Raw genomic sequence first — 21623 nt, 5'->3', positions numbered from 1 at the left:
CCCCCTCATCCCATCATCTCCTCTCCCCACTTGGGGTTCAGTATAAAGAAAGCCAGCCGGGTAAGTCCAGCCAGGAAGTCCACGTTCTCCACCGCTACCTCTTTGGGCACCTCGAGGACCACCGGAGCGAAGTTGAGGATGCCCTTGATCCCCGCCCGCACCAGCTGGTCCGCCGCCTCCTGGGCCGCCTCCCGGGGGACGGTGAGGAGGGCGATCTCTATCCGGCCCGGGACCCTCTGGGGGAGGGCCTCCATGGGCTCAATGACCCCCCTTCCCACGGGCTTGCCGATCTTCTCCGGGTCCACGTCAAAGAAGCCCCGAAGCTCAAAGGTCTCGCCAAAGCCGGGGTAGTCGGCGAGGGCGCTCCCCAGGCGGCCCATGCCCACGATGGCGAGGCCCCACCTGCGGTTCAGGCCCAGGATGTGGCGCAGTTCCCGCTTGAGGACGGGCACGGTGTACCCCACCCCCCGGGTGCCGTAGGAGCCGAAGTAGGAGAGGTCCTTGCGCACCTGGAAGGCGGTCACCTGGGCCTCCTCCGCCAACTGCTCCGAGCTGGTGCGGTGGATGCCCTTGGCCTCCAGCTCCTCCAGGATGCGCAGGTAGGTGATGAGGCGGCTGATGGCGGCGCTGGGAACCTTCATGGCACCTCCACGGCCTCGAGGCCCAGGGCGGCTACCTTGGCCTTCACGGCTTCCTTTTCCTCGGGGGAGACCGGGCCCACCCGCACCCGGTAGACCCCGTCCTTCACCAGGACCACAGGAAGCCCCACCTCCTTCAGCTTCCCCGCCAGGGCCAGGGCGTTCTCCTCCTTCTGGAAGGCCCCCACCTGGAGGTAAAGCCTCCCCTCCTGGGGCGCCGGGGCCTCCCCCCGGTAGACCCGGGCCCCGTAGGCCTTTAGTGCCTCGGCCACCCGCCTGGCCTCGGCCTCGCTGGCGTAGGGGCCCACCACCACCCGGGTCAGGTTCCCGCTGGCCTCGAGGCGGGCCGGGTACCCTTTGGCCGAAAGCTCCCGGGAAAGCTTGAGGGCGTTTTCCGGGTTGGCGAAGGCGCCCACGGCCACGCGGTAGCTTCCCCCCGGCGCTGGCGCCTTGGGCGGGGCCTGGGTGGGCTCGGCGGGCTTGGGCTTGGCCTCCTGGGCCGCCTTTGGCTTGGCCGCCGGGGCGGGCTGGGGCACCGCTTCCGAGGGGGCCTGGGGCAGGGGTATCACCATCACCACGGGCTCAGGGGGCTTGGCCTCCTCCGGGGCCGGGCTTGGGGACGCCGGGGCCTGGGACGAAGGGGGCTGGACCTGGGGAACCGGGGGGGGCGAGGCCGCCTGGGGCCGGGCGAAGGGGTTGATGCCGGTCAGGTAGAGGACGATCCCCGCCGCCACCAGAGCGATCAGGAGAAAGATGAGGGCGTCCAGCCAGTTCTCCCGTAACCAGCGCATCCTACCTCCCAAGAAGGCCCTGGGCCTCCTTGGAGCCCAGGGCGGCGGCCTGCCTAAGGGCCCGCTCCGCCTCCCCGTCCCGGCCCAGGGCCTTTAGGGCCAGGCCCAGGTTGTACCAGGCGGAGGCTTCCCTAGGAAGGCGGGCCAGAACCTCCCGCAGGACCAGCTCGGCCTCGCCGTACCGCTTCAGGGCCACAAGCCCGGCGGCCAGGTTGCTCCCCACCCTGGGGTCCCGCCCCGCCTCGTAGAGGGGCCGGAGGAGGGCCACGGCCTCCTCCGCCCAGCCCAGCTCCAAGAGGATGCTCCCCCGAAGGGCCTGGGCCTCAGGGGTTTCATTCCCCTCCAAAAGCTTTAGGGCCTCCTCCTTTTTGCCCAGGGCGTAGGCGGCCTGGGCCTGGAGGAAGGTTCCCGGGGGACCGGCCTCGCCGGCGTAGCGGTAGGCGTTCTTGTGGTCCCCAAGCTTCAGGTAGGCGGCGGCCAGGGCCAGGGCCACCTCGGGCTCGGGGCTCGCCCGGTAGGCGGCCAGGAGGTGGGGCAGGGCTCCCCGGGCGTCCCCCGCCCGGAGCCTGGCCTGGCCCAAGAGGAAGGCCGCCTCCCAGAGGGCGGGGTCCAGGGCATAGGCCTCCTTGAGGAGGGGCTCGGGGTTTTGGGAAAGAAGGGCCTTGCGGAGAAGAAGCCTGGCCCTGGGCTTGCCCTCCACCTGGGCTAGACCCCGGTCCAGCTCCCGCAGGGCCCTTTCCTTCAGGCCCTCCTCCGCCAGGATGCGGGCCAGGAGCTCCCAGGCCTCGGCCCGCTTGGGGTCCTGGTTCAGAAGGCCGTAGAGGACAGGGACCGCCTCGGCCCGGCTGCCAGCGGCGTAGAGGGCCTGGGCTAGGGCCAGGCGGTAGGCGGGGCTTCGCTCGCTAGTAAAACCCTTCTTCAGGGCTTCGGCCGCCTCCTTGGCCCTTCCCGCCTGGGTAAGGGCGGCCGCCAGGCCCAGGTAGGCCTCCTCCGTGGGCCTTAAGGAAACCGCCTTCTGGAAGGCCTCCACCGCCTCGGCGGGCTTGCCCAGGCGCAGGTAGACCTGGCCCAGGTTGAAGTGGCCCTCGTAGCGGTCGGGGAAGACCCGGGTCATCTGATCAAAGGCGAAGCGGGCCTCCTCGAGGCGCCCCGCCCGAAAGAGGACCACCCCCAGGCCCAGGTGGGCCTCAAAGAGGCCGTAGTCCCGGGCCAGAACCTCCTCGTAGGCCAAGGCGGCCTTCTCGTAATCCCCGGCCTTCAGAAGGGCCTCCGCCTTCTCCAGGGAAGGGGCGGCCAGGGCCAAGCCCAGGAGTAGGGGCAGGAACTTCAGTGGGGGTCTCATCATAGGGGCCTCCAAACCCGTCTTTGGTTACAGCATAGCACAGCTCCAGGGGAGGTCCTTTGCTATCCTGAAAGCGTGGGGCCAGCCGAGGAAAAGCCCCTAAACCTAGATGCCCCGCGGGTCCTGGTCTTGAACGCGGCCTACGAGGTTTTGGGCCTGGCCAGCGTGAAGCGAAGCGTGCTTCTGGTCCTCTCGGGGGGCGCGGAGATGCTTGCGGAAAGCGGGCGCTTCCTCCACACCCCCTCCACCAGAATCCCCGTCCCCAGCGTCATCCGGCTGAAGCGCCTGGTCAGGCGGGGGCCTGCCCGCGTTCCCCTGAACCGCCGCAACGTCCTCAGGCGGGACCGCTACACCTGCCAGTACTGCGGCCGCCAGGGGGGCGAACTCACCGTGGACCACGTCCTCCCCAAAAGCCGGGGGGGCAGGAGCACCTGGGAGAACCTGGTGGCCGCCTGCCGGGCCTGCAACCTCAAGAAGGGGGACCGCACTCCCGAGGAGGCGGGCATGCGCCTCCTCAAGCCCCCCAGGCCCCCCCGCCTTCCCCTCTTCCTCTCGGACCTCAAGGAGATCCCCGAGGCCTGGAGGCCCTATCTGGAAGCTTTCTTGAGGTAAAGGAAGCCCAGGGGCTTGACCTCCGCCTGCCCCTCGTAGACCTGTCCGGAAAAGAGGTCCCGCCAGGCCCCCTGGGGCAGGGGTAAAGAGGCGGGGGCCTTCTGGTTGTTGAAGGCGAGGAGAAGCCTCCCCTCCCCTTCCCCCCGGAAAAAGGACAGGAGCCCCCCTTCGGCCAGATAGGTGGCGAAGGGCCCCTTCAGGGCGGGCTCCTCCGCCTTGAGGCGGTAAAGGCCCTGGAAAAAGCCCCGCATCCCGGAATCGCAAGTCCCCCAGGGAATGGGCCGCCGCTGGAGGTCATCGGGGTCCTTCGCTCCCAAAAGGGCGCACTCCTCCCCCTGGAAGACCACCGGGGTCCCGGGAAGGCCGAAGAGGAGGGCCCAGGCCAGGCGGGCTTTGGCCGCGTCCCCGCCCAGGTCGGAAAGGAGGCGGGAGGTGTCGTGGGAGCTGATGAGGTTGAAGCCCATGGCCGAGGCGGCCTCGGGGTAGAGGGCGTAGGCCTCGGAAAGGAGGGTGAGGGCCCTAGGCCCGCCGAAGAGGGCGGGGTGGAGGCCCTGGGCGTAGCGGAGGACGATGTCCCGGCCGAGGGCGTAGTTCATAAGGCTGTCAAAGGCCTCCTCCCCCACCCAGTCCGGGGCCCGCCGCCAGATCTCCCCCACCAGGTAGGCCTCGGGGTTGATGGCCCGCACCCTGGCCTTCAGCTCGCGGAAGAAGGCCTTGGCCTCGAGGAGGTCCTCGGGCACGTCCACCCGGATGCCGTCAAAACCGAAGCGCACCCAGCGCTCCGCCACGGAGAGGAGGTAGGCCCGCACCTCGGGATTGGCGGTGTTGAGCTTGGGTAGGCTCCCCACCCCCCACCAGGCCTCGTAGGCGCCGGCGTCCCCCGGCTTGAAGGGGTAGCGCTTGACGAAGTACCAGTTCCAGTAGGGCGAGGCCCGGCCCCGCTTCACCACGTCCTGGAAGGCGAAGAAGCCCAGGCCCGTGTGGTTGGGCACAAAGTCAAAGAGGACCCGGATCCCCAGGGCGTGGGCCCGGTCCAGGACCCGGCGCAGAAGGGCCTCGTCCCCCAGGCGGGGGGCCACCTGCAGGTAGTCGTGGGTGTCGTAGCCGTGGGCGCTCCCCGAGCGGAAGATGGGGTTCAGGTAGAGGAGGCCCACCCCCAGCTCCTTCAGGTAGGGAAGCCGCTCCTCAAGCCCCGCCAGGTCCCCCCCGTAGTACTGGTGGCAGCAGTGCATGGGGCCCGGGGGGTCCTGCCAGCGGGCGAGGTAGGGCCTGGGGCCCCCCTTCTCCTGCCAGACCTGGTTGAAGTTGTACTCGTCGTCCAAAAGGGCCAGGGCGTCGTTCCCGGGGTCGCCGTTTTGGAAGCGGTCGGGGAAGACCTGGTACCCGCCCCTCACCCCCACCCAGGCCAGGGCGCGGAAGGGGCGGGCGGGAGGGCGGTAGGGGCCCAGGCGCTTCTCCCCCGCCTTCGTCTTCAGGCGGATCTCGTAGGGGCCAAGCTCCGGCAAAAGGCCCCGCCACACCTCCTTGCCGGAGAAGGCCAGCTGGCGGGCCATGGGAAAGACCCTTCCCCCCTGGAGGAGCGCCGCCTCCCGCACCTCCTCCGCCCCAGCGAGAAGGCGCACAGAATACCCCTCGGGCAGGGCGGAGAACTGGGCGGGGTCCAAAGGGTCGTGGGTCTGGGCCAGGGCTAGGCCCAGGAATAGGGCCAGGGCGAGGTGGAAGCGCTTCATGACCAGAGTCTACCGCCGCACGCTGAGAAGGACGGCCAGGAGGATGAGGCCCGCCCCCAGGTAGCCCAGAGGGGAGAGGACCTCCCGGAAGAGGAGGAAGGCGAAGAGGTTGGCCACCACGGGCTCGAGGGTGGCCAAGACGCTGGCCCGGGTGGCGGGAAGCCGCCTGAGGCCGGCGTAGTAGGCCAGGTAGGCCCCGTAGGTGGAAAAGGCCCCCAGGAAGAGGAGGGCCCACAGGGCTTTTTGGCTCAAGGGGACGAAGTCCACGAAGGGCAGAAGCCCCAAAGCCCCCACGGGCAGGGCGTAGAGGAAGAGGGTGGGGGTGGCGTACCGGGGCAGGTAGAGCTTGCCGAAGATGTAGTAAAGGGCGTAGGTGAAGCCGGAAAGGAGGCCGAAGAAAAGGGCGGGAAGGAGGGCCTTCACCTGGCTACCCCCGCCCAGGCCCATGAGGCCCACCCCCAGGAGGGTGAGGGCCACGGCCAGAAGGCCCAGGGGGTCCAAGGCCTCCTTCAGGACCAGGCGGGAGAGGAGGGCCACAAAGGCGGGAGCGGTGTAGAGGAGGACCGAGGCCAAAGCGGCCCCGCCGTAGTTCACCGCCAGCTGGTAGGAGCCATAGAACAGGGAAACCCCCACCAGGCCGAAGAGGAAGAGGGCGGGGAGGTCCTTGGGAAGAAGGCGCACCTGGCGCAGGATTAGGGCGTGGAGGGCGAAGAAGGCCCAGGCGATAACCGCCCGGTAAAAGGCCACCAGAAGGGGAGGTAGCCCCTCCCCGAAGGCCAGGCGGCTCACCGACCCCAGAAGTCCCCAGAGGAAGGCCGCCAGGAAGAGGTACAGGTAGCCCATGGGGCCTAGAGTATAATGCCGCCGGTGTCTCTATGGAGGTAGCCCTATGAGCGGCCGAACCCTTTTCGCCCTTCTCGTCCTCCTCCTCGCCCTCTTCGCCTGGCTCAACTGGGGGGAGATCACCAGGCCTACCCCCCTTTCCCTGGGCCTCACCCGGGTGGAGGCCCCCCTGGGGCTTTTGCTGGTCATCGCCTTGGGGGTGGTCTCCCTCCTCTACCTCATCTTCACCATCGGGCTGGAGACCGCCGCCCTTCTGGAGGTGAAGCGGTACGCCCGGGAGCTCCTTCACTACAAGAAGCTGGCCGAAGACGCCGAGCAAAGCCGCTACACGGAGCTCAGGCGGTACCTGGAGGCCGAGCTAGCGCGCCTGGCGGAGGCGGAGCGGGAGGAGATCCGGGCCCTCGAGGCCCGGGTAGAGGAGCTTTTGGAAAAGCACGGCAACACCCTGGCTGCCTACATCGGTGAGCTGGAGGACCAGATCCTGCGGCTTATGAAGCCGGAAAAGGGCGAGGGGGCAGGCTAAAGCCCACCCCCCAAAGAGGAAAGAAAGGGTTTATACCCCCATGCTAGCTTAGCCCAGCATGGGGTGGCCTTACTCCACCAGCTCCACCAAGGCCAGAGGAGCCCCGTCCCCGCGGCGGCGCTCCGCCAGCTTCAGGACCCGGGTGTACCCCCCGGGGCGGTTCTGGTACCTGGGGGCGATCTCGTCAAAGAGCTTCCGCACTAGCTTCACGTCCTGCAGGTCCCTGAGGACCAGCCTGCGGGCGTGAAGGTCCCCCCGCTTGGCCAGGTGGATCAGGTGGTCCACGAAACCGGTCAGCTCCTTGGCCTTGGGCACGGTGGTGGTGATGCGCCCGTGGGTGAGGAGGCTCTTGGCCTGGTTGCGGAACAGGGCCACGCGATGGGAAGAGTGGCGGTTTAGTTTCCTTCCAGACTTCAGATGGCGCATGGTCTCACTCCTTTAGGGTGAAGCCCTTCTTGGCCAGGGCCTGGCGGATCTCCTCCAGGCTCCGCTCCCCGATGCCGGGGATGTTCCTCAGGTCCTTGAGGTTGAGGGCCAGAAGGGCGCGCACGGACTCAATCCCCTCCTCCTTGAGGCTGTGGAGGACCCGGGTGGAAAGCCCAAGCTCCTCCAAGGGCAGGTCCAGGTCCTCCTCGGCGCTCTCCCGCTTCTCCCCCTTCGACACCTCGGGGGTGGGCAGAAGGGAGGCCTCGGGGTTGGCGAAGTAGTTCAGGTGCTCCTTCAGGATGGCCACGGCCTGGTTCAGGGCCTCGAGGGGGGTGACGGAGCCGTCGGTCCAGATCCTCAAGGTGAGCTTGTCCAGGTCCGTGCGCTGGCCCAGGCGGGTGTCCTCCACCTGGAAGGCCACCCGGCGCACCGGGGAGAAGATGGCATCCACAGGGATGGCGTTGATGCGGTCCTTGATGCCGTGGCGCTCGGCGGGCACGTACCCCACCCCCCGGTCCACCCGCACCTCCATGTAGAGCTTCCCGCCCTCCTCGAGGGTGGCGATGTGGAGGTCGGGGTTCATGATCTCCACGTCGGCGGAGGGGGTGAAGTCGCCCGCCCTCACCTCCTTGGGGCCCTCCGCCCTGAGGATCAGGGTGGTGGACGCCATCTTGGGGTCCAGGAAGCGCACCACCAGCTCCTTCAGGTTCAGGATGATCTCCACCACGTCCTCCTTCACCCCGGGAATGGTGGAGAACTCGTGGAGGACGTCCTCAATGTAGACGCTGGTGACCGCGGTCCCGGGGATGGAGGAGAGGAGGATGCGGCGGAGAGGGTTCCCCAGGGTGACCCCAAACCCCCTTTCTAGGGGCTCCAGGACGAACTCGCCGTAGTGGCGCCCCTGGGTGCGCGCCGTGAAGACCGGGGCTTTCAGCTTGCTCTCCAACATAGGCCTCCTTCGGGGCCAATCCCTATGACAGATTACCTGGAGTAGAACTCAATCACCAGCTGCTCGTTGACCGGCAGGGCCAGGTCTTCCCGGTCGGGCAGGCGCAGGAACTTGCCCTTCATGCCCTCCACGTCCAGGGAAAGCCAGGGGCCCACCTTGCGGCCCTTCATGGCCTCGAGGTTCTCGCGGATGAAGGTGAGGTTCCTGCTCCTCTCGGCGATGGCGATCTCGTCGCCGGGCTTCACCCGGTAGGCGGGTAGGTCCACCCGGCGCCCGTTGACGGTGATGTGGCCGTGGCGCACCATCTGCCGGGCCTGGCGGCGGCTTTGAGCGAAGCCCAGCCGGTAGACCACGTTGTCCAGGCGGGACTCCAGAAGACCCAGGAGGACGGTGCCCGTGACCCCCTTCTTGCGGCTGGCCTCCTCAAAGAGGTTGCGGAACTGGGTCTCGGAAATCCCGTAGATGCGGCGGAGCTTCTGCTTTTCCCTAAGGCGCACGGCGTAGTCGGAAGGGCGGCGCGCCCGCCGCTGGCCGTGCTGGCCAGGGGGGTAGGGCCGGCGCTCCATGGCGCACTTGGGGCTGTAGCACCGCTCCCCCTTCAGGTAAAGCTTCACGCCTTCCCGGCGGCAAAGACGGCAAACTGGACCAATGTAACGACCCATCTTTCACTCCTTACGAGGCCTTGCGGAACTTCTTCTTGGGCCGGCAGCCGTTGTGGGGCACAGGGGTGTCGTCCACGATGGACTTCACCTGGAGGCCGGAGGCCTGGAGGGCCCTGATGGCCTGCTCCCGCCCCGCCCCGGTACCCCGCACGATCACGTCCACGCTCTGCATGCCGTAGGCCATGGCCTTCTTGGCCGCGTCCATGGCGGCGAGCTGCGCGGCGTAGGGGGTGCCCTTCCGGCTCCCCTTGTAGCCGATGACCCCACCTGAAGACCAGGTGATGGGGTTGCCGTCCGGGTCCGTGATGGTGACGATGGTGTTGTTGTGGGAGGCGTGGATGTACGCCCTCCCGCTAGCCACCTGTCGCTTGACCTTTTTCCTCGTCGCTTTTCCGGCCATACTCTCCCTCTCGGAGTATCTGCTGGCCCTAAACCGCGTTCAGGGCTTACTTCCTGGGGGCCTTCTTCTTGCCCGGCACCGTCTTCCTGGGGCCCTTGCGGGTGCGGGCGTTGGTGCGGGTGCGCTGGCCCCGCACGGGCAGGCCCCGCCGGTGCCTCAGGCCCCGGTAGCAACCAATGTCCATGAGGCGCTTGATGTTGGCCGCCACCTCCGCCCTGAGCTCGCCTTCCAGCTTCCAGGCGTTCTCCACGTACTCGCGGAGGCGCACCACCTCAGCCTCGGTCAGGTCCTTCACCCGGGTGGCCGGGTTGATGCCCGTCTTCTCCAGGGCCTCCTTGGCCCGGGCCGGCCCGATGCCGTAGATGTAGGTGAGGGCCACATCCACCCGCTTGTTCCTGGGAATCTCTACGCCTGCGATCCTCGCCACGTTGCCTCCTTAGCCCTGACGCTGCTTGTGCTTGGGGTTCTCGCAGATGACGTACACCCGGCCGTGCCGGCGCACCACCTTGCACTTCTCGCACATCCTCTTCACCGACGCCCGTACCTTCATCTCGCCTCCTACTTTCTGTAGACGATGCGGCCCCGCGTGGGGTCGTAGGGGGTAATCTCCACCACCACCCGGTCCCCGGGAAGGATGCGGATGTAGTGCATGCGCATCTTCCCCGAGATGTAGGCCAGGATCTCCGGCCCCGAGTCCAGCTTCACCCGAAAGGTGGTGTTGGGCAAAGCCTCGGTGACCACGCCCTCCGCCCGAATGGTGTCCTTCTCCTTCGCCATACCCCTCCTACCGCGCCCGCACCAAGGAAACCCCGGTGAGAAGCTCCGGGCCCTCTTCCGTCACCAAGACGGTGTTCTCGTAGTGGGCGGCGAGGTTGCCCCTTCCGGCGCTCGCCGTCCAGCCATCTTCCAATATTACCACAGACGCCGGGCGCAGGGTGACCATGGGCTCGAGGGCCAGGGTCATCCCCGGGCGGATCTTGGGCCCGGTTCCCGGCTTGCCGAAGTTGGGAAGCTGGGGGTCCTCGTGGATCTCCCGCCCCACCCCGTGGCCCACGAACTCCCGCACCACCCCGTAGCCCCGGCTTTCCAGAAAGGTCTGCACGGCGTGGGCCACGTCGCCGATGCGGTAGCCGGGCCTTAGGTACTTCATCCCCTCCCAGAAGGCGGCCTCCGTGTCCTTGATAAGCCTTTCCGCCTCGGGGGAGACCCTGCCTACGGGAAAGGTGCGGGCCATGTCGGCGGCGAAGCCCCCGTAGATGAGGCCCACGTCCACGGAGAGGATGTCCCCCTCCTGGAGGGGCTTCTCCGAGGGGATGCCGTGGACCACCACCTCGTTGACCGAGGTGCAGAGCGTGGCGGGAAAGCCGTAAAGGCCCAGGAAGGCGGGCTTGGCCTTGCGCTTCCTGATGGCCTCGTAGGCGATCCGGTCCAGCTCTTTGGTGGTGATGCCGGGCTCCACGTGGCGGGCCACCTCCTCCACCACCTCGGTGAGGAGGGCGCCCGCCTCCCGCATGCGCTCAATCTCCCAGGGGCTTTTCAGCTTGATGGCCATCAGATTCCCAGCGCGGCCCGGATGCGGGCGTAGACCTCGTCGGGGGTGCCAAGGCCGTCCACCCGCCTCAGGGCGCCCGTCTTCTCATAGTACTGGATGAGGGGCTCGGTCTTCTCCCGGTAGACCTGGAGGCGGCGGCGGATGGTCTCCTCGTTGTCGTCGGAGCGCCCCTCCAGCTCCGCCCGCTTCAGCATGCGGCGGAGGAGCTCCTCCTCCGGCACCTCCACCAGAACCACCCCAAGAAGCCTGGTCCCCGTCTCCTCCAGGAGGCGGTCCAGGGCCTCCGCCTGGGGGATGGTCCTGGGGAAGCCGTCAAAGATGACCCGGTCGGAAAGCTCCTCCCGGATCAGGGCCAGGATCAGGTCGTCGGGCACCAGGTCCCCCCGGTCCATGATGGGCTTCACCTGGAGTCCCAGGGGCGTGCCCCGGGCCACATGGTCCCGGAGGATGTCGCCGGTGGAGAGCTTTTTGAAGGAAAGCTCCTCGGCCAGCCGCGCCGCCTGGGTACCCTTGCCCGCCCCCGGCGGCCCCAAGAAGATCACCGCTTCCCCCATGCCTCCTCCTAGCGCGTGCGGCCGCGGATGCGGCCCTTGGAGAGAAAGCCCTCGTAGTTCCTCAACATGAGCTGGCTCTCTATCTGCCTAAGCGTGTCCAGGGCCACCCCCACCACGATCAGGAGGCCGATGCCCGAGAAGGCGATGCTCTGGACCCCGGTCAGGTTCTGGATGATCTGGGGCAAAGCGGCCACCAAGCCCAGGAAGAGGGCCCCCCAGAGGGTGAGCCGGGAGACGATGTGCTCCAGGAACTTCACCGTGGGCTCCCCAGGGCGGATGCCGGGGATGAAGCCCCCGTACTCCCGCAAGGACTCGGCGATGCGCTTAGGGTCAAACTGCACCGCCGTGTAGACGTAGGTGAAGAGGACGATGAGGACCACCTCTATGAGGAGGCCGGAAAGGCGGGTGGGGTTGAAGAAGTTGGCGATGGCCTGGAGCACGGCGTTGTCCTGGAAGGGGGCGGCAAGGAAGATGGGGATCTGCAGGATGGCGGCGGCGAAGACGATGGGGATCACCCCGGCGGCGTTCAGCTTGATGGGGATGTAGGTGGCCTGCCCTCCGTAGACCCTGCGCCCCACCACCTTGCGGGCGTACTGGACGGGGATCCGCCGCTCCGCCTGCTGCACCGCCGCCATGCCGGCGAAGGCCAGCACGATGAAGGCCAGGAAGAAGAGGAAGGCCACCAGGTTCACCTCCCCGGTGCGGATGAGGCCTATGGTGCGCACCAGCTGGGGAAGCCACTCCACCACGATCCCGGCGAAGATGATCATGCTGGCGCCGTTGCCGATGCCGTACTCGGTGATGCGCTCCGCCATCCAGAGGAGGAGGGCGATGCCCGCCACCTGGGTGACCACCACCACCAGCCAGAAGAAGGGCCCCGGGGACCAGCCGGGGAGGAGGAACCTGCCCCCCTCAGCCCCCAGGAAGGCTGTGGCCAGGAAGAAGCCCTGGAAGGCCCCCAGAGCGATGCCGCCGATGCGGGTGTACTGCGTGATGATGCGGCGGCCCTCCTCCCCTTCTTTGGAAAGCTTCTCCAGCGCCGGCACGATGTTAACCAAAAGCTGCATGACGATGGCCGCGGTGATGTAGGGCATGATGCCCAGGGCGAAGATGGAGAAGCGCTCAAAGTTGCCCCCAGAGAAGAGGTTGATGATGCCGAACACCCCGCCCTGGGTGGTGCGCAGGAACTCCTGGATCTTGTCCAGGTCTACCCCCGGGGTGGGGATGAAGGCCCCCAAGCGGTAGGCGGCCAGGACCAGGAGGGTGAAGAGGATGCGCTGGCGCAGCTCGGGGATCTGGAGGGCGCTCCGGAAGGCCTTCAGCATCTTAGGCCTCCAGAAGGACGGCCTCGCCGCCCGCGGCCTTCAGCTTCTCCAGGGCGCTCTTGGAAAAGGCGTGGGCCACCACCTTGAGGGGCTTGGCCTCGCCGTCCCCCAGGATCTTCAGGCGGTAGCCCTTCTTGAGGAGGCCCGCCTGGACCAGAAGCTCGGGGGTCACCTCCCCCTCAAACCGGGCCAGGGCCTCGAGGTTCACCCCCTGGTACCTGGGCCTTTTGATCTCCCCGGGAACCTGGCCCTGCATGCCCCGCTTGGGCAGGCGCATCAGGGTGGTGGAGCGCCCGCCCTCAAAGCGGCGGGGGTCCTTGAGGCCGCCGGAGCGGGACTTCTGGCCCTTGTGGCCCCGGGTGGCCGTCTTGCCGTGGCCAGAGCCGGGGCCCCGGCCCACCCGCTTGCGCTTCTTGTTGGCTCCTGGATTGGGCTTGAGATCGGAAAGCTTCATTCCACCACCTCCACCTGAAGAAGGTGGGCCACCTTGCGGATGTTGCCGCGGATGGCCGGCGTGTCCTCCAGCAGTTTCTCCTGCTGGAGCCTTCTAAACCCCAGGGCCTTGAGGGCCGCCTTCTGGTCCTTGGGGTAGCCGATGGGGCTCTTTACCAGCTTCACCTTGAGCCTGGCCATCACTCCTCCTTAGCCTTCCTGAGGCGCTTGACGTCCTCCTTGGTCTGGAGTTGGCGCAGGGCCTCCATGGTGGCGTAGGCGATGTTGATAGGGTTGCGGCTCCCCAGCTCCTTGGTGAGGATGTCGGTGATCCCCGCCAGCTCCAGGATGGCCCGGGGCACCGCCCCAGCGATCACGCCCGTACCGGGAGCGGCGGGCTTCAGGAGGATCTTGGAGGCCCCGAACTCCACCTCAACCTCGTGGGGGATGGTGCCGTTCTGGATGGGCACCTCCACCATGTTGCGGCGGGCGTAGTACCCCGCCTTCTGCACCGCCAGGGGCACCTCCTTGGCCTTGCCCAGGCCCAGGCCCACCCGCCCCTGGCGGTCCCCCACCACCACCAGGGCGCCGAAGCGGAAGCGGCGGCCGCCCTGGTAGGTCTTGGCGGTGCGCCGCACCAGGATCATCTTCTCCTCAAAATCGGTCTCGGGCATGGTTCCTCCTTAGAACTCGAGGCCCCCCTCCCGGGCCCCCTCGGCCAGGGCCTTGACCCGGCCGTGGTACTTGTAGGGGCCGCGGTCAAAGGCCACCTGCTTGATCCCCTTGGCGATGGCCTTCTCCGCCAGGGCCAGGCCCACCTTCCGGGCCACCTCGGTCTTGTTGCCCTTGAGCTTCAGGGCCAGGCTGGACTCGGCCACCAGGGTCTCGCCCTTCTCGTCGTCAATGATCTGCGCGTAGATGTGTTTGAGGCTCCGGAAAACGGAAAGGCGAAGCCTCCCGGTCCTCTTAACCCGGTTGCGCACCCGGAACTTGCGGCGCTCGTAAGCGGTTAGCCGTGCCATGCTTCCCCCTACTTCTTGGCCCCGGCCTTGCCGGGCTTGAGGCGGACAGGCTCGTCAGCGTAGTAGATGCCCTTCTCGTGGTAAGCGCTGGGCTTCTTGATGGCCCGGATGTCGGCGGCCACCTGCCCCACCTTCTGCTTGTCAATGCCCAGAACGCGGATCCGGGTGGGCTCGGGCACCTCAAAGGTGATGCCCTCCGGGGGCTCCACCACCACGGGGTGGCTAAAGCCCACCGTGAGCTCAATGGAGCGGCCCACCAGACGGGCCCTGTAGCCGATGCCCTTGATGAGGAGCTCCTTGACGTACCCCTCGGAGACTCCCTTGACGGCGTTGGCGATCAGGGTGCGGGTGAGCCCGTGGAGGCTTCTGTGGCGGCGCTCATCGGAGGGGCGCTCCACCCGCACCACGTTTTCCTCCACCACCACCTTGAGCTCCGGGGAAACGGGGACCGAAAGCTCCCCCTTGGGGCCCTTGACCTTCACAAGCCCTGGGGAGACCTGCACCTGAACCCCCTTGGGCACGGGAATGGGAAGCCTGCCGATCCTAGACATCACCACACCTCGCAGATGAGCTCGCCGCCCACGCCCAACTTCCGGGCCTCCCGGTCCGTCAGCACCCCCTTGGGCGTGGAGAGAATGGCGATCCCCAGGCCCCGGCGCACCCGGGGGATCTCCTTGACCCCCACGTAGACCCGCCGCCCGGGCCGGCTGATGCGGCGGATGTGCTTGATGACCTGCTCGGGGCGGGGGTCCGGGCCCTGCCGCCTGGGGCCGTACTTGAGGTGGATGCGCAAGTAGGGCTTGCCGTCCACCTCCACCCGCTCATACCCCTTGATGAACCCTTCCCGCGCCAGGATCTTCAGGATCTCCTCCTTGAAGCGCGAGGCGGGCACCTCGGTGCTCTCCTTGTAGACCCGGGTGGCGTTCCTGATCCGGGTCAGCATGTCGGCGATGGGGTCCGTCAGCATTTCCTCTCTCCTTTTACCTCTTCCTGAACCATGCGGTCTCGAGGGAAGCCCCCCGACCGGCCACGGCCTACCAGCTGGCCTTCTTCACCCCCGGGAGCTGCCCCTTGTGGGCCAGTTCCCGGAGGCAGATGCGGCAAAGACCGAAGTAGCGGTAGACGCTCCTGGCCCGCCCGCAACGCACGCAACGGGTGTAGGCCCGCACCTTGAACTTGGGGGTCCTTTTGGCCTTCTCAATCAGCGCTTTTCTCGCCATGCTCGCCTCACTTGCGGAAGGGGAAGCCCAGAAGCTCCAGGAGGGCCTTGGCCTCCTCGTCGGTCTTGGCGGTGGTCACCACCGCGATGTCCATGCCCCGCGGAGCGTCCACCATGTCGTAGGTGATCTCGGGGAAGATGAGCTGCTCCTTCAGGCCCAGGTTGTAGTTGCCCCGGCCGTCAAAGCTGTTGGGGTTGAGGCCGCGGAAGTCGCGGATGCGGGGAAGGGCCACGGAGAGGAGCTTCTCCAGGAAGATCCACATCCGGTCGCCCCGGAGGGTGACCCGGAGACCGATGGGCATCCCCTTGCGGAGCTTGAAGTTGGAGATGGACTTCTTGGCCCGGGTGATGGCGGGCTTTTGGCCGGCGATGAGGGCCAGCTCCTTGCTGGCCTTCTCCAGGATGCGGGCGTCCTCCTTGGCCTCGCCCAGGCCCTGGTTGATGACCACCTTCTCCAGCCGCGGCACCTCCCAGATGTTCTGGTAGCCGAAGCGGCGGATGAGTTCCGGCCTGACCTCGTCGTAGTACTTCTTCTTCAGGGCAACGTCCAGGGGCATCTTACTCCTCCACGTCCAAGGACCCGCCGCACTTGGCGCAGGCCCGGATCTTGCGCCCGTCCTCCAGGAACTTCTTGCGCACCCGGGTGGGCTTGCCGCAGGCCGGGCAGATGGGCCGCACCTTGGAGGCGTGTAGAGGCGCCTCCTGCTCCACGAACCCGCCCTGGGGGTGCTTGGGGCTAGGGCGGACCGCCTTCTTGACCAGGTTGACCCCCTCCACGATCACGGCCATCTTCCGGGGCAGGACGGCCTTCACCTTGCCCACCCGGCCCTTGTACTTGCCGGAGGCCACCAGGACGGTGTCCCCCTTCTTCACGTGCACCTTGGCCTGCATCAGAGCACCTCCGGAGCCAGGGAGACGATCTTCATGAAGCCCTTCTCCCGGAGCTCGCGGGCCACCGGGCCGAAGACGCGGGTGCCGCGGGGCTCCAACTGGTTGTTGATGATGACGGCGGCGTTGTCGTCAAAGCGGATGGCGGAGCCGTCGGGCCGCTTGACCTCTTTCTTGGTGCGCACCACCACCGCCTTGACCACGTCGCCCTCCTTCACGGCGCCGCGGGGGATGGCCTCCTTGACGCTGGCCACGATCACGTCCCCCACCGTGGCGTACTTGGCGTTGGAGCCCTTGAGGACCCGGATGCACATGATCTTGCGGGCCCCGGTGTTGTCGGCCACCTCCAGGTAGGTCTGGGGCTGGATCATGCCTTACCTCCCCGCTTGGAAAGGCTAGCGTAGTTCTGGCGGCGTACCAGGTACTTCTCCACCAGGTCCAGCCGCCCCTCTTCCACCAAGCGCAGGACCCGGAATCGCTTGCGCTTGGAGATGGGGCGGGCCTCTATGATCTCCACCACGTCCCCCACCTTGTACCGCTCCTCGGGGTCATGGGCCAGGTACTTTTTGGAGCGCTTGATGACCTTGCCGTAAAGGGGGTGGGGGAACTGGCGCTCCACCAAGACCGTCACGGTCTTCTGCATCTTGTCGCTCACCACCACCCCGGTCAGCACCTTCTTAGGCATTCTGCCTCCTCTTCTCGTTCCAGACCGTCAGAAGACGGGCGATGGAGCGCCGGGTCTCCCGGATCCTGTGGTTCTGGGAAAGCTGGCCGATGGAGGCCTGGAAGCGGAGCTCCATGAGCTCCCGCTTCTTCTGCCGGATGAGCTTTTCCAGCTCCACAAGGGAGAGCTTGCGGGCCTCCGAAAGCTCTTTGCGGATCTCACTGAGCTTCATCGTAAGCGTCCCTCCGCACGATCTTGGTCTTGATGGGGAGCTTGTGGCCGGCGATGCGCAGGGCCTCGAGGGCCTGCTCCTCCGTGACCCCCGCCACCTCAAACATCACCCGGCCCGGCTTGACCACGGCCACGTACCCCTCCACGTTGCCCTTGCCCTTACCCATGCGCACCTCGAGGGGCTTCTTGGTGTAGGGCTTGTCGGGGAAGATGCGGATGAAGATCTTCCCGCCGCGGCGGAAGTGGCGCACCATGGCCACACGGGCGGCCTCAATCTGCTGGGCGGTGATCCAGGCGGGCTCCATGGCCACCAGGCCAAAGTCCCCGAAGGCCACGTAGTCGCCCCCCTTGGTGGCGCCCTTCAGGCGGCCGCGCTGTTGCTTCCGGTACTTCATGCGCCTGGGCATCAGCATGGCCTACTCCTCCTTCTTCACGCGCACGGCGGGGCGGCGGCGGCGGGGGCGCTCCTCGGCCTTGGGGGCCTCGGGACGCCCCTTCACCTTCTGGCCGCCGATCACCTCGCCCAGGAAGACGTACGCCTTCACCCCCAGCACCCCGTAGGTGGTGCGGGCCAGGGCAAAGCCGTAGTCTATGTTAGCACGGAGGGTCTGCAGGGGAACCCGCCCCTCCGCGGCCCACTCGGTGCGGGCCTGCTCCGCCCCGCCGATGCGCCCGGATACGATGACCTTGGCCCCCTTGGCCCCGGACTCCATGACCCGCTGGACCGCCTGCTTGATGGCCCGCCGCACGGCGAAGCGGCGCTCAATCTGCTCCGCCACCCGCTGGGCCACCAGGGGGGCCGAGAGGTTGGGGTTGTGGATCTCCTGGACGTTCAGGGCCACGTTTTTCCCGGTCAGCTTGGCAAGGGCGTCCCGCAGGACCTTGATCTTCTCCCCGCCCCGGCCGATCACCACGCCGGGCTTGGCCACGTGGACGCTCACCGCCACGTTGTCGGCGGCCCGCTCAATGTCCACGCGGGCTAGGCCGGCCGGGTAGAGCTCCTTGGTCAGGTAGTCGCGGATCTGCAGGTCCTCCAGAAGGAGGTGGCGGTACTGCTTCTTGCCCGCATACCAGCGGGACTCCCAGTCCCGGGTGATGCCAAGCCGGAATCCGATGGGGTGGATCTTATTTCCCATGCTTTTCCCCCAGAATGATGGTGATGTGGCTGGTCTTCTTCTTCACGATGTCCGCCCGGCCCCGGGCCCGGGGAAGCACCCGCTTCAGGGCGGGCCCCTCGTCCACGAAGGCCGCCTTGACGAAGAGGCGATCCTCCAGCATGTCGTGGTTGTTGACGGCGTTGGCCGCGGCGGACTCTAGCACCTTGGCCACGTGGTAGGCCCCCCGCTTGTTGGTGTAGCGCAGGATGGCGCGGGCCTCCTCGAGGCTCTTCCCCCGGATCAGGTCCACCACCAGGCGGACCTTCCTGGGGGCGATGCGCACGTAACGGGCAATGGCTTTCGCTTCCATGGCTACTTCTTCTTGGTGGCCTTGGCCTCTTTGCCGTGCCCCCGGTAGGTGCGGGTGGGCGCGAACTCACCCAGCTTGTGCCCCACCATGTTCTCGGTGATGTACACGGGCACGTGCTGCTTGCCGTTGTAAACCGCGATGGTGTGGCCCACCATCTCCGGCACGATGGTGGAGCGGCGGCTCCAGGTCTTGATGAGCCGCTTCTCCCCCTTGGCGTTCAGCTCCCGCACCTTCTCCAAGAGGTGATCGTCTACGAAAACGCCCTTCTTCAAGCTACGCGGCATGGCTCACCTCACCTCTTCCGCCGGGCGATGATGAAGCGGCTGGAAGGCTTGCGCCGCTTCCTGGTCTTGAGGCCCTTGGTCTGCCAGCCCCAGGGGGAGGCCGGGGGACGGCCCCGGGGCGCCCGGCCCTCGCCGCCGCCGTGGGGGTGGTCCACCGGGTTCATGGCGGCGCCCCGCACGTGGGGCTTCCGGCCTAGCCAGCGGGTGCGGCCCGCCTTGCCCAGGACGATGTTCTTGTGGTCGGCGTTGCCCACGGCCCCGATGGCGGCGTAGCACTCCCCGTGCACCTTCCTCAGCTCCCCCGAGGGCAGGCGCAGGATCACGTAGTCCCCTTCCCGGCCCTGGATCTGGGCGCTGGTGCCGGCGGAGCGGGCCAGCTTGGCCCCCTTTTTGGGCTCCAGCTCCACGGCGTGGACCACGGTACCCACGGGGATGAAGCGCAAAGGAAGGGCGTTGCCCACGCTGATGGGCGCATCGGGCCCCGCCACCACCTGCTGCCCCACCTGAAGCCCCTCGGGGGCGATGATGTAGCGCTTCTCCCCGTCGGCGTAGTGGAGGAGGGCGATGCGGGCGGAGCGGTTGGGGTCGTACTCAATGGCCGCCACCTTAGCGGGGATGCCGGCCTTGTCCCAGCGCTTGAAGTCAATGATGCGGTAGAGGCGCTTGTGGCCGCCTCCGCGGAAGCGCACAGTGATGCGGCCCTGGTTGTTGCGCCCCCCCGTCTTCTTCAGGGGCTTGACCAGGGACTTCTCCGGCTCGGTCTTGGTGATCTCGGAGAAGTCCGCCACCGTCATGAAGCGGCGGCTAGGCGTGTAGGGTTTGAACTTCTTGACTGCCATTCCTCTTTCCTCCCTTGCCGGATCAGGGCCAGGCTCCCTTTCCCGGCGGGGTTTAGATGAGGCCCTCCAGGGCCTCAATCCTCTGCCCGGCGGCCACCTGCACGATGGCTTTCTTGCGGTCAGGGCGCTTGCCCAGGTAGCGGCCCAGGCGCTTCTTCTTGCCCCGAACGTTCATGGTGTTGACCCCCACCACCTTGACCTTGAAGGCCGCCTCCACGGCGTTCTTGATCTCGGTCTTGGTGGCCTTGGGGTGAACCCAGAAGGTGTACTTGCCCGCGGCAAAGCCCGCGTAGGCCTTCTCCGAGAGCACGGGGGCCAGGATCACGTCGTAGGCCGTCTTCATGCCTCACCTCCCAGGCGCTCCTGGAAGACCTCCCAGGCCTTCAGGTCCATGACCAGGCGCCCAGTGCGCAGGATGTCGTAGACGTTGAGGCCCTCGGGGGCCAGGGTTACCACCCAGGGCAGGTTGCGGGCGGCCCGGCGCACGGCCTCGTCGGCCGTGACCAGGAGAACGGTCTCGGAACCGTCCAAGCCCACCTCCTTGGCCCAGGCCAGAAACTCCCTGGTCTTGCCCTGAACCCCAAGGAAGGCCTCCACCAGAAGGAGCTTCCCCTCCTTAGCCCGGTCGGCCACGGCCATGGCCAGGCCCGCCTTCCGGACCTTTTTGGGCAGGGTGTAGCTATAGTCCCGGGGCTTGGGGCCGAAGACCGTGCCGCCGCCCACGAAGATGGGGGCCCCGATGTCCCCGTGGCGGGCGCGGCCCGTGTGCTTCTGGGGGTAGATCTTGCGGCCCGAGTAGGCCACCTCGCCCCGGGTCTTGGTGCTGGCGGTGCCCCGGCGGCGGCTGGCCAGCTGCCAGCGCACCACTTCCCAGAGGAGGTGGGGGTTGACCTCCCCCGGCAGGTTAGCGGCCAGCTCCCGCTTGCCGGCGGGGGAAATAACGGGAATCTGGTAAACGGTTTCCACCTTCGCCTCCCTCACTTGGCCACCTTCTTGGTCTGGCGCACCACCACGAGCCCACCGTTGGGTCCGGGCACGGCGCCCTTGACCAGGAGCAGGTTCTCCTCGGGGATGACGTCCACCACCTCGAGGTTCACCACCGTGACCCGCTCCGCCCCGTAGTGGCCCGCCATCTTCTTGCCCTTGTAGACGCGGCCCGGGGTCTTGCGGTTGCCGATGGAGCCCGGGTGGCGGTGGATCTTGTGGGCGCCGTGGGAGTCGGGGCCGCCGGCGAAGTTCCAGCGCTTCATGACCCCGGCGGTGCCCCGGCCCTTGGAGGTGCCGGTCACGTCCACCCGCTCCCCGGGCTTGAAGATCTCCACCGTCACCACGTCGCCCTCGGGGTTGAAGTCCCGGATCTCCTTAAGGATGCGCACGGGCTGGACCCCGGCCTTGGCGAAATGCCCCTTCATGGGCCGGTTGACCCGCCCCGGCTTCTGGGCCAGAAAGCCCAGCTGCACGGCGGTGTACCCGTCCTTCTCCGGGGTGCGCCGCTGGACCACCGGGCAGGGGCCGGCCAGGATCACGGTGACGGGAATGGCCCGGTCCTCCCTGTAGATCCGGGTCATGCCCACCTTCGTGCCCAGGATCCCCTTCACTTGCCACCTCCTATGGTCTTGATCTCGATCTCCACGCCGGTGGGCAGGTCCAGGGACATGAGGCTCTCAATGGTCTTCCGGTTGGGGTTCAGGATGTCCACCAAGCGGTTGTGGGTGCGAAGCTCAAAGTGCTCCCGGGAGTCCTTGTGCTTGAAAGGACCCCGGATCACGGTGAAGCGGCGCACCCGGGTGGGCAGGGGAACGGGGCCTGAGACCTGGGCCCCGGAACGCCGAACGGCCTCCACGATCTTCTGGGCCGAGGCGTCCAGGGTCTTGTGGTCAAAGCCCCGAAGCTTGATGCGGATCTTGGGCATGCTTCACCTCACTCCAGGATCTTGGTGACCACGCCGGCGCCCACGGTCCGCCCACCCTCCCGGATGGCAAACCGCAAACCCTCCTCCAGCGCCACCGGCTTGATGAGCTCCACCGTGAAGGTCACGTTGTCCCCAGGCATCACCATCTCCACCCCCTGGGGCAACCGCACCACCCCCGTCACGTCCGTCGTCCGGAAGTAAAACTGCGGCCGGTACCCCGTGAAAAACCCCGTGTGCCGCCCGCCCTCCTCCTTCTTCAGGATGTACACCGAGGCCTCAAACTTGGTGTGCGGCGTGATGCTCCCAGGCTTGGCCAAT

General features: G+C 67.3%; 39 protein-coding genes. 2 read left to right on the top strand and 37 right to left on the bottom strand.

The features are described from left to right. Positions 1–5 precede the first annotated feature (5 nt). From BVI061214_RS05525 to BVI061214_RS05515, 3 genes are read right to left on the bottom strand one after another with little or no spacing between them, the layout of a single operon-like run. On the bottom strand, positions 6–641 hold the full coding sequence (locus BVI061214_RS05525; protein WP_053767580.1) for a redox-sensing transcriptional repressor Rex: 636 nt from the start codon (positions 639–641) through the stop codon (positions 6–8). Next, positions 638–1429: an SPOR domain-containing protein gene (locus BVI061214_RS05520; protein ID WP_053767579.1), complete on the bottom strand. Its 792-nt coding sequence runs from the start codon at positions 1427–1429 to the stop codon at positions 638–640. The genes BVI061214_RS05525 and BVI061214_RS05520 overlap by 4 nt, the downstream gene beginning before the upstream one ends. A gap of 1 nt (position 1430) precedes the next feature. Then, entirely contained in the window at positions 1431–2774 is a 1344-nt protein-coding gene (locus BVI061214_RS05515) for a tetratricopeptide repeat protein (RefSeq protein ID WP_156303227.1), read from the bottom strand. A gap of 72 nt (positions 2775–2846) precedes the next feature. Between BVI061214_RS05515 and BVI061214_RS05510 the strand changes: the two genes are divergently transcribed. Continuing rightward, positions 2847–3383: an HNH endonuclease gene (locus tag BVI061214_RS05510; protein WP_053767578.1), complete on the top strand. Its 537-nt coding sequence runs from the start codon at positions 2847–2849 to the stop codon at positions 3381–3383. Here BVI061214_RS05510 and BVI061214_RS05505 read toward each other — a convergent pair. Together BVI061214_RS05505 and BVI061214_RS05500 are read right to left on the bottom strand one after the other, a co-directional pair. Further along, positions 3359–5113: a glycoside hydrolase family 13 protein gene (locus BVI061214_RS05505; RefSeq protein WP_053767577.1), complete on the bottom strand. Its 1755-nt coding sequence runs from the start codon at positions 5111–5113 to the stop codon at positions 3359–3361. The two genes, BVI061214_RS05510 and BVI061214_RS05505, sit on opposite strands and share 25 nt — an antisense overlap. Before the next feature lie 9 nt (positions 5114–5122). Beyond that, positions 5123–5956 carry a DMT family transporter gene (locus BVI061214_RS05500; RefSeq protein ID WP_053767576.1) on the bottom strand — a complete coding sequence of 278 codons (834 nt, stop codon included), beginning with the start codon at positions 5954–5956 and terminating at the stop codon, positions 5123–5125. A 46-nt stretch (positions 5957–6002) separates the two neighbouring features. Here BVI061214_RS05500 and BVI061214_RS05495 point away from each other — a divergent pair, with 46 nt between their 5' ends. After that, positions 6003–6479: a hypothetical protein gene (locus BVI061214_RS05495; protein WP_053767575.1), complete on the top strand. Its 477-nt coding sequence runs from the start codon at positions 6003–6005 to the stop codon at positions 6477–6479. Between the two features lie 69 nt (positions 6480–6548). Here BVI061214_RS05495 and rplQ read toward each other — a convergent pair whose 3' ends face one another. From rplQ to BVI061214_RS05335, 32 genes are all read right to left on the bottom strand, one after another. Next, complete coding sequence (rplQ, locus tag BVI061214_RS05490) at positions 6549–6905, bottom strand: 50S ribosomal protein L17 (protein WP_053767574.1); 357 nt, start codon at positions 6903–6905, stop codon at positions 6549–6551. Between the two features lie 4 nt (positions 6906–6909). Next, complete coding sequence (locus tag BVI061214_RS05485; RefSeq protein ID WP_003043953.1) at positions 6910–7854, bottom strand: DNA-directed RNA polymerase subunit alpha; 945 nt, start codon at positions 7852–7854, stop codon at positions 6910–6912. Positions 7855–7886: 32 nt separating this feature from the next. Further along, positions 7887–8516, bottom strand: a complete 630-nt coding sequence (gene rpsD / locus BVI061214_RS05480) for a 30S ribosomal protein S4 (RefSeq protein WP_003043950.1) — start codon at positions 8514–8516, stop codon at positions 7887–7889. Between the two features lie 10 nt (positions 8517–8526). After that, positions 8527–8916: a 30S ribosomal protein S11 gene (gene rpsK, locus BVI061214_RS05475; protein WP_040684153.1), complete on the bottom strand. Its 390-nt coding sequence runs from the start codon at positions 8914–8916 to the stop codon at positions 8527–8529. 46 nt (positions 8917–8962) lie between these two features. Then, the gene (gene rpsM, locus BVI061214_RS05470; protein ID WP_003043946.1) at positions 8963–9343 is read right to left on the bottom strand and encodes a 30S ribosomal protein S13; all 381 of its coding nucleotides are present in this window, start codon (positions 9341–9343) and stop codon (positions 8963–8965) included. A 9-nt stretch (positions 9344–9352) separates the two neighbouring features. Continuing rightward, positions 9353–9466, bottom strand: coding sequence for a 50S ribosomal protein L36 (gene rpmJ / locus BVI061214_RS05465; protein ID WP_003043944.1), 114 nt, complete (start codon positions 9464–9466; stop codon positions 9353–9355). An 8-nt stretch (positions 9467–9474) separates the two neighbouring features. Further along, positions 9475–9693 carry a translation initiation factor IF-1 gene (gene infA / locus BVI061214_RS05460; RefSeq protein WP_003043942.1) on the bottom strand — a complete coding sequence of 73 codons (219 nt, stop codon included), beginning with the start codon at positions 9691–9693 and terminating at the stop codon, positions 9475–9477. Between the two features lie 7 nt (positions 9694–9700). Continuing rightward, positions 9701–10468, bottom strand: a complete 768-nt coding sequence (map, locus tag BVI061214_RS05455) for a type I methionyl aminopeptidase (protein ID WP_003043939.1) — start codon at positions 10466–10468, stop codon at positions 9701–9703. Beyond that, positions 10468–11022, bottom strand: coding sequence for an adenylate kinase (locus BVI061214_RS05450; protein ID WP_053767573.1), 555 nt, complete (start codon positions 11020–11022; stop codon positions 10468–10470). The genes map and BVI061214_RS05450 overlap by 1 nt, the downstream gene beginning before the upstream one ends. A gap of 8 nt (positions 11023–11030) precedes the next feature. Then, complete coding sequence (gene secY, locus BVI061214_RS05445) at positions 11031–12347, bottom strand: preprotein translocase subunit SecY (protein ID WP_003043935.1); 1317 nt, start codon at positions 12345–12347, stop codon at positions 11031–11033. 1 nt (position 12348) lies between these two features. After that, positions 12349–12801, bottom strand: coding sequence for a 50S ribosomal protein L15 (gene rplO / locus BVI061214_RS05440; protein ID WP_003043933.1), 453 nt, complete (start codon positions 12799–12801; stop codon positions 12349–12351). After that, positions 12798–12980 (bottom strand): 50S ribosomal protein L30, encoded by a 183-nt coding sequence (gene rpmD / locus BVI061214_RS05435; RefSeq protein WP_003043931.1) that lies wholly within the window; start codon positions 12978–12980, stop codon positions 12798–12800. Before rpmD ends, rplO begins: the two co-directional genes overlap by 4 nt. Continuing rightward, complete coding sequence (rpsE, locus tag BVI061214_RS05430) at positions 12980–13453, bottom strand: 30S ribosomal protein S5 (protein WP_003043929.1); 474 nt, start codon at positions 13451–13453, stop codon at positions 12980–12982. The genes rpmD and rpsE overlap by 1 nt, the downstream gene beginning before the upstream one ends. Positions 13454–13462: 9 nt before the next feature. Further along, entirely contained in the window at positions 13463–13801 is a 339-nt protein-coding gene (gene rplR, locus BVI061214_RS05425; protein ID WP_003043927.1) for a 50S ribosomal protein L18, read from the bottom strand. Positions 13802–13809: 8 nt separating this feature from the next. Then, entirely contained in the window at positions 13810–14352 is a 543-nt protein-coding gene (gene rplF / locus BVI061214_RS05420) for a 50S ribosomal protein L6 (RefSeq protein ID WP_003043925.1), read from the bottom strand. Next, the gene (gene rpsH / locus BVI061214_RS05415) at positions 14352–14768 is read right to left on the bottom strand and encodes a 30S ribosomal protein S8 (protein WP_053767572.1); all 417 of its coding nucleotides are present in this window, start codon (positions 14766–14768) and stop codon (positions 14352–14354) included. Before rpsH ends, rplF begins: the two co-directional genes overlap by 1 nt. A 67-nt stretch (positions 14769–14835) precedes the next feature. Continuing rightward, positions 14836–15021 carry a type Z 30S ribosomal protein S14 gene (locus BVI061214_RS05410; protein ID WP_003043922.1) on the bottom strand — a complete coding sequence of 62 codons (186 nt, stop codon included), beginning with the start codon at positions 15019–15021 and terminating at the stop codon, positions 14836–14838. A gap of 7 nt (positions 15022–15028) precedes the next feature. Next, on the bottom strand, positions 15029–15577 hold the full coding sequence (rplE, locus tag BVI061214_RS05405) for a 50S ribosomal protein L5 (RefSeq protein WP_053767571.1): 549 nt from the start codon (positions 15575–15577) through the stop codon (positions 15029–15031). Position 15578: 1 nt separating this feature from the next. Beyond that, complete coding sequence (rplX, locus tag BVI061214_RS05400) at positions 15579–15911, bottom strand: 50S ribosomal protein L24 (RefSeq protein ID WP_003043916.1); 333 nt, start codon at positions 15909–15911, stop codon at positions 15579–15581. Then, entirely contained in the window at positions 15911–16279 is a 369-nt protein-coding gene (gene rplN / locus BVI061214_RS05395) for a 50S ribosomal protein L14 (RefSeq protein ID WP_003043914.1), read from the bottom strand. The genes rplX and rplN overlap by 1 nt, the downstream gene beginning before the upstream one ends. Beyond that, positions 16276–16593 (bottom strand): 30S ribosomal protein S17, encoded by a 318-nt coding sequence (gene rpsQ, locus BVI061214_RS05390; protein ID WP_003043879.1) that lies wholly within the window; start codon positions 16591–16593, stop codon positions 16276–16278. The genes rplN and rpsQ overlap by 4 nt, the downstream gene beginning before the upstream one ends. Then, positions 16586–16804 carry a 50S ribosomal protein L29 gene (rpmC, locus tag BVI061214_RS05385; protein ID WP_003043877.1) on the bottom strand — a complete coding sequence of 73 codons (219 nt, stop codon included), beginning with the start codon at positions 16802–16804 and terminating at the stop codon, positions 16586–16588. The genes rpsQ and rpmC overlap by 8 nt, the downstream gene beginning before the upstream one ends. After that, positions 16791–17216: a 50S ribosomal protein L16 gene (rplP, locus tag BVI061214_RS05380; RefSeq protein WP_003043874.1), complete on the bottom strand. Its 426-nt coding sequence runs from the start codon at positions 17214–17216 to the stop codon at positions 16791–16793. The genes rpmC and rplP overlap by 14 nt, the downstream gene beginning before the upstream one ends. Before the next feature lie 3 nt (positions 17217–17219). Then, positions 17220–17939, bottom strand: a complete 720-nt coding sequence (rpsC, locus tag BVI061214_RS05375; RefSeq protein ID WP_003043871.1) for a 30S ribosomal protein S3 — start codon at positions 17937–17939, stop codon at positions 17220–17222. After that, the gene (gene rplV / locus BVI061214_RS05370; protein WP_003043868.1) at positions 17929–18270 is read right to left on the bottom strand and encodes a 50S ribosomal protein L22; all 342 of its coding nucleotides are present in this window, start codon (positions 18268–18270) and stop codon (positions 17929–17931) included. The genes rpsC and rplV overlap by 11 nt, the downstream gene beginning before the upstream one ends. Positions 18271–18272: 2 nt before the next feature. Continuing rightward, the gene (gene rpsS / locus BVI061214_RS05365; protein WP_003043865.1) at positions 18273–18554 is read right to left on the bottom strand and encodes a 30S ribosomal protein S19; all 282 of its coding nucleotides are present in this window, start codon (positions 18552–18554) and stop codon (positions 18273–18275) included. 8 nt (positions 18555–18562) lie between these two features. Next, positions 18563–19393, bottom strand: coding sequence for a 50S ribosomal protein L2 (rplB, locus tag BVI061214_RS05360; RefSeq protein ID WP_003043861.1), 831 nt, complete (start codon positions 19391–19393; stop codon positions 18563–18565). Positions 19394–19445: 52 nt separating this feature from the next. Beyond that, positions 19446–19736 (bottom strand): 50S ribosomal protein L23, encoded by a 291-nt coding sequence (locus BVI061214_RS05355; protein ID WP_003043857.1) that lies wholly within the window; start codon positions 19734–19736, stop codon positions 19446–19448. Further along, positions 19733–20374 (bottom strand): 50S ribosomal protein L4, encoded by a 642-nt coding sequence (gene rplD, locus BVI061214_RS05350; RefSeq protein ID WP_003043854.1) that lies wholly within the window; start codon positions 20372–20374, stop codon positions 19733–19735. The genes BVI061214_RS05355 and rplD overlap by 4 nt, the downstream gene beginning before the upstream one ends. Beyond that, positions 20371–20991 (bottom strand): 50S ribosomal protein L3, encoded by a 621-nt coding sequence (gene rplC / locus BVI061214_RS05345; RefSeq protein WP_003043849.1) that lies wholly within the window; start codon positions 20989–20991, stop codon positions 20371–20373. Before rplC ends, rplD begins: the two co-directional genes overlap by 4 nt. Continuing rightward, positions 20988–21305 carry a 30S ribosomal protein S10 gene (rpsJ, locus tag BVI061214_RS05340; protein WP_053767570.1) on the bottom strand — a complete coding sequence of 106 codons (318 nt, stop codon included), beginning with the start codon at positions 21303–21305 and terminating at the stop codon, positions 20988–20990. Before rpsJ ends, rplC begins: the two co-directional genes overlap by 4 nt. Before the next feature lie 8 nt (positions 21306–21313). Continuing rightward, a partial coding sequence (locus BVI061214_RS05335; RefSeq protein WP_487246345.1) for an EF-Tu C-terminal domain-related protein occupies positions 21314–21623 on the bottom strand: 310 nt, incomplete at its 5' end.

This window comes from Thermus aquaticus, from assembly GCF_001280255.1.
GTDB classification, from domain to species: Bacteria; Deinococcota; Deinococci; order Deinococcales; family Thermaceae; genus Thermus; species Thermus aquaticus.
This window is presented reverse-complemented; position numbering and strand designations above follow the sequence as displayed.

Coding starts and splice junctions, on each gene's coding strand:
- rplP (WP_003043874.1), bottom strand. CDS start 17,216: ATGCTGATGCCCAGGCGCATGAAGTACCGGAAGCAACAGCGCGGCCGC.
- rplO (WP_003043933.1), bottom strand. CDS start 12,801: ATGAAGCTTTCCGATCTCAAGCCCAATCCAGGAGCCAACAAGAAGCGC.
- secY (WP_003043935.1), bottom strand. CDS start 12,347: ATGCTGAAGGCCTTCCGGAGCGCCCTCCAGATCCCCGAGCTGCGCCAG.
- rplQ (WP_053767574.1), bottom strand. CDS start 6,905: ATGCGCCATCTGAAGTCTGGAAGGAAACTAAACCGCCACTCTTCCCAT.
- BVI061214_RS05355 (WP_003043857.1), bottom strand. CDS start 19,736: ATGAAGACGGCCTACGACGTGATCCTGGCCCCCGTGCTCTCGGAGAAG.
- rpsC (WP_003043871.1), bottom strand. CDS start 17,939: ATGGGAAATAAGATCCACCCCATCGGATTCCGGCTTGGCATCACCCGG.
- rpsS (WP_003043865.1), bottom strand. CDS start 18,554: ATGCCGCGTAGCTTGAAGAAGGGCGTTTTCGTAGACGATCACCTCTTG.
- BVI061214_RS05520 (WP_053767579.1), bottom strand. CDS start 1,429: ATGCGCTGGTTACGGGAGAACTGGCTGGACGCCCTCATCTTTCTCCTG.
- rplN (WP_003043914.1), bottom strand. CDS start 16,279: ATGATCCAGCCCCAGACCTACCTGGAGGTGGCCGACAACACCGGGGCC.
- BVI061214_RS05515 (WP_156303227.1), bottom strand. CDS start 2,774: ATGATGAGACCCCCACTGAAGTTCCTGCCCCTACTCCTGGGCTTGGCC.
- BVI061214_RS05505 (WP_053767577.1), bottom strand. CDS start 5,113: ATGAAGCGCTTCCACCTCGCCCTGGCCCTATTCCTGGGCCTAGCCCTG.
- BVI061214_RS05525 (WP_053767580.1), bottom strand. CDS start 641: ATGAAGGTTCCCAGCGCCGCCATCAGCCGCCTCATCACCTACCTGCGC.
- BVI061214_RS05495 (WP_053767575.1), top strand. CDS start 6,003: ATGAGCGGCCGAACCCTTTTCGCCCTTCTCGTCCTCCTCCTCGCCCTC.
- rplX (WP_003043916.1), bottom strand. CDS start 15,911: ATGCAGGCCAAGGTGCACGTGAAGAAGGGGGACACCGTCCTGGTGGCC.
- BVI061214_RS05485 (WP_003043953.1), bottom strand. CDS start 7,854: ATGTTGGAGAGCAAGCTGAAAGCCCCGGTCTTCACGGCGCGCACCCAG.
- rpmD (WP_003043931.1), bottom strand. CDS start 12,980: ATGGCCAGGCTCAAGGTGAAGCTGGTAAAGAGCCCCATCGGCTACCCC.
- BVI061214_RS05450 (WP_053767573.1), bottom strand. CDS start 11,022: ATGGGGGAAGCGGTGATCTTCTTGGGGCCGCCGGGGGCGGGCAAGGGT.
- rpsQ (WP_003043879.1), bottom strand. CDS start 16,593: ATGCCTAAGAAGGTGCTGACCGGGGTGGTGGTGAGCGACAAGATGCAG.
- rpmC (WP_003043877.1), bottom strand. CDS start 16,804: ATGAAGCTCAGTGAGATCCGCAAAGAGCTTTCGGAGGCCCGCAAGCTC.
- rpmJ (WP_003043944.1), bottom strand. CDS start 9,466: ATGAAGGTACGGGCGTCGGTGAAGAGGATGTGCGAGAAGTGCAAGGTG.
- map (WP_003043939.1), bottom strand. CDS start 10,468: ATGGCCATCAAGCTGAAAAGCCCCTGGGAGATTGAGCGCATGCGGGAG.
- rpsE (WP_003043929.1), bottom strand. CDS start 13,453: ATGCCCGAGACCGATTTTGAGGAGAAGATGATCCTGGTGCGGCGCACC.
- rpsH (WP_053767572.1), bottom strand. CDS start 14,768: ATGCTGACGGACCCCATCGCCGACATGCTGACCCGGATCAGGAACGCC.
- rplV (WP_003043868.1), bottom strand. CDS start 18,270: ATGGAAGCGAAAGCCATTGCCCGTTACGTGCGCATCGCCCCCAGGAAG.
- rplR (WP_003043927.1), bottom strand. CDS start 13,801: ATGGCACGGCTAACCGCTTACGAGCGCCGCAAGTTCCGGGTGCGCAAC.
- BVI061214_RS05410 (WP_003043922.1), bottom strand. CDS start 15,021: ATGGCGAGAAAAGCGCTGATTGAGAAGGCCAAAAGGACCCCCAAGTTC.
- rpsK (WP_040684153.1), bottom strand. CDS start 8,916: ATGGCCGGAAAAGCGACGAGGAAAAAGGTCAAGCGACAGGTGGCTAGC.
- rplB (WP_003043861.1), bottom strand. CDS start 19,393: ATGGCAGTCAAGAAGTTCAAACCCTACACGCCTAGCCGCCGCTTCATG.
- rpsD (WP_003043950.1), bottom strand. CDS start 8,516: ATGGGTCGTTACATTGGTCCAGTTTGCCGTCTTTGCCGCCGGGAAGGC.
- rplE (WP_053767571.1), bottom strand. CDS start 15,577: ATGCCCCTGGACGTTGCCCTGAAGAAGAAGTACTACGACGAGGTCAGG.
- rplF (WP_003043925.1), bottom strand. CDS start 14,352: ATGTCTAGGATCGGCAGGCTTCCCATTCCCGTGCCCAAGGGGGTTCAG.
- BVI061214_RS05500 (WP_053767576.1), bottom strand. CDS start 5,956: ATGGGCTACCTGTACCTCTTCCTGGCGGCCTTCCTCTGGGGACTTCTG.
- rpsJ (WP_053767570.1), bottom strand. CDS start 21,305: ATGCCCAAGATCCGCATCAAGCTTCGGGGCTTTGACCACAAGACCCTG.
- infA (WP_003043942.1), bottom strand. CDS start 9,693: ATGGCGAAGGAGAAGGACACCATTCGGGCGGAGGGCGTGGTCACCGAG.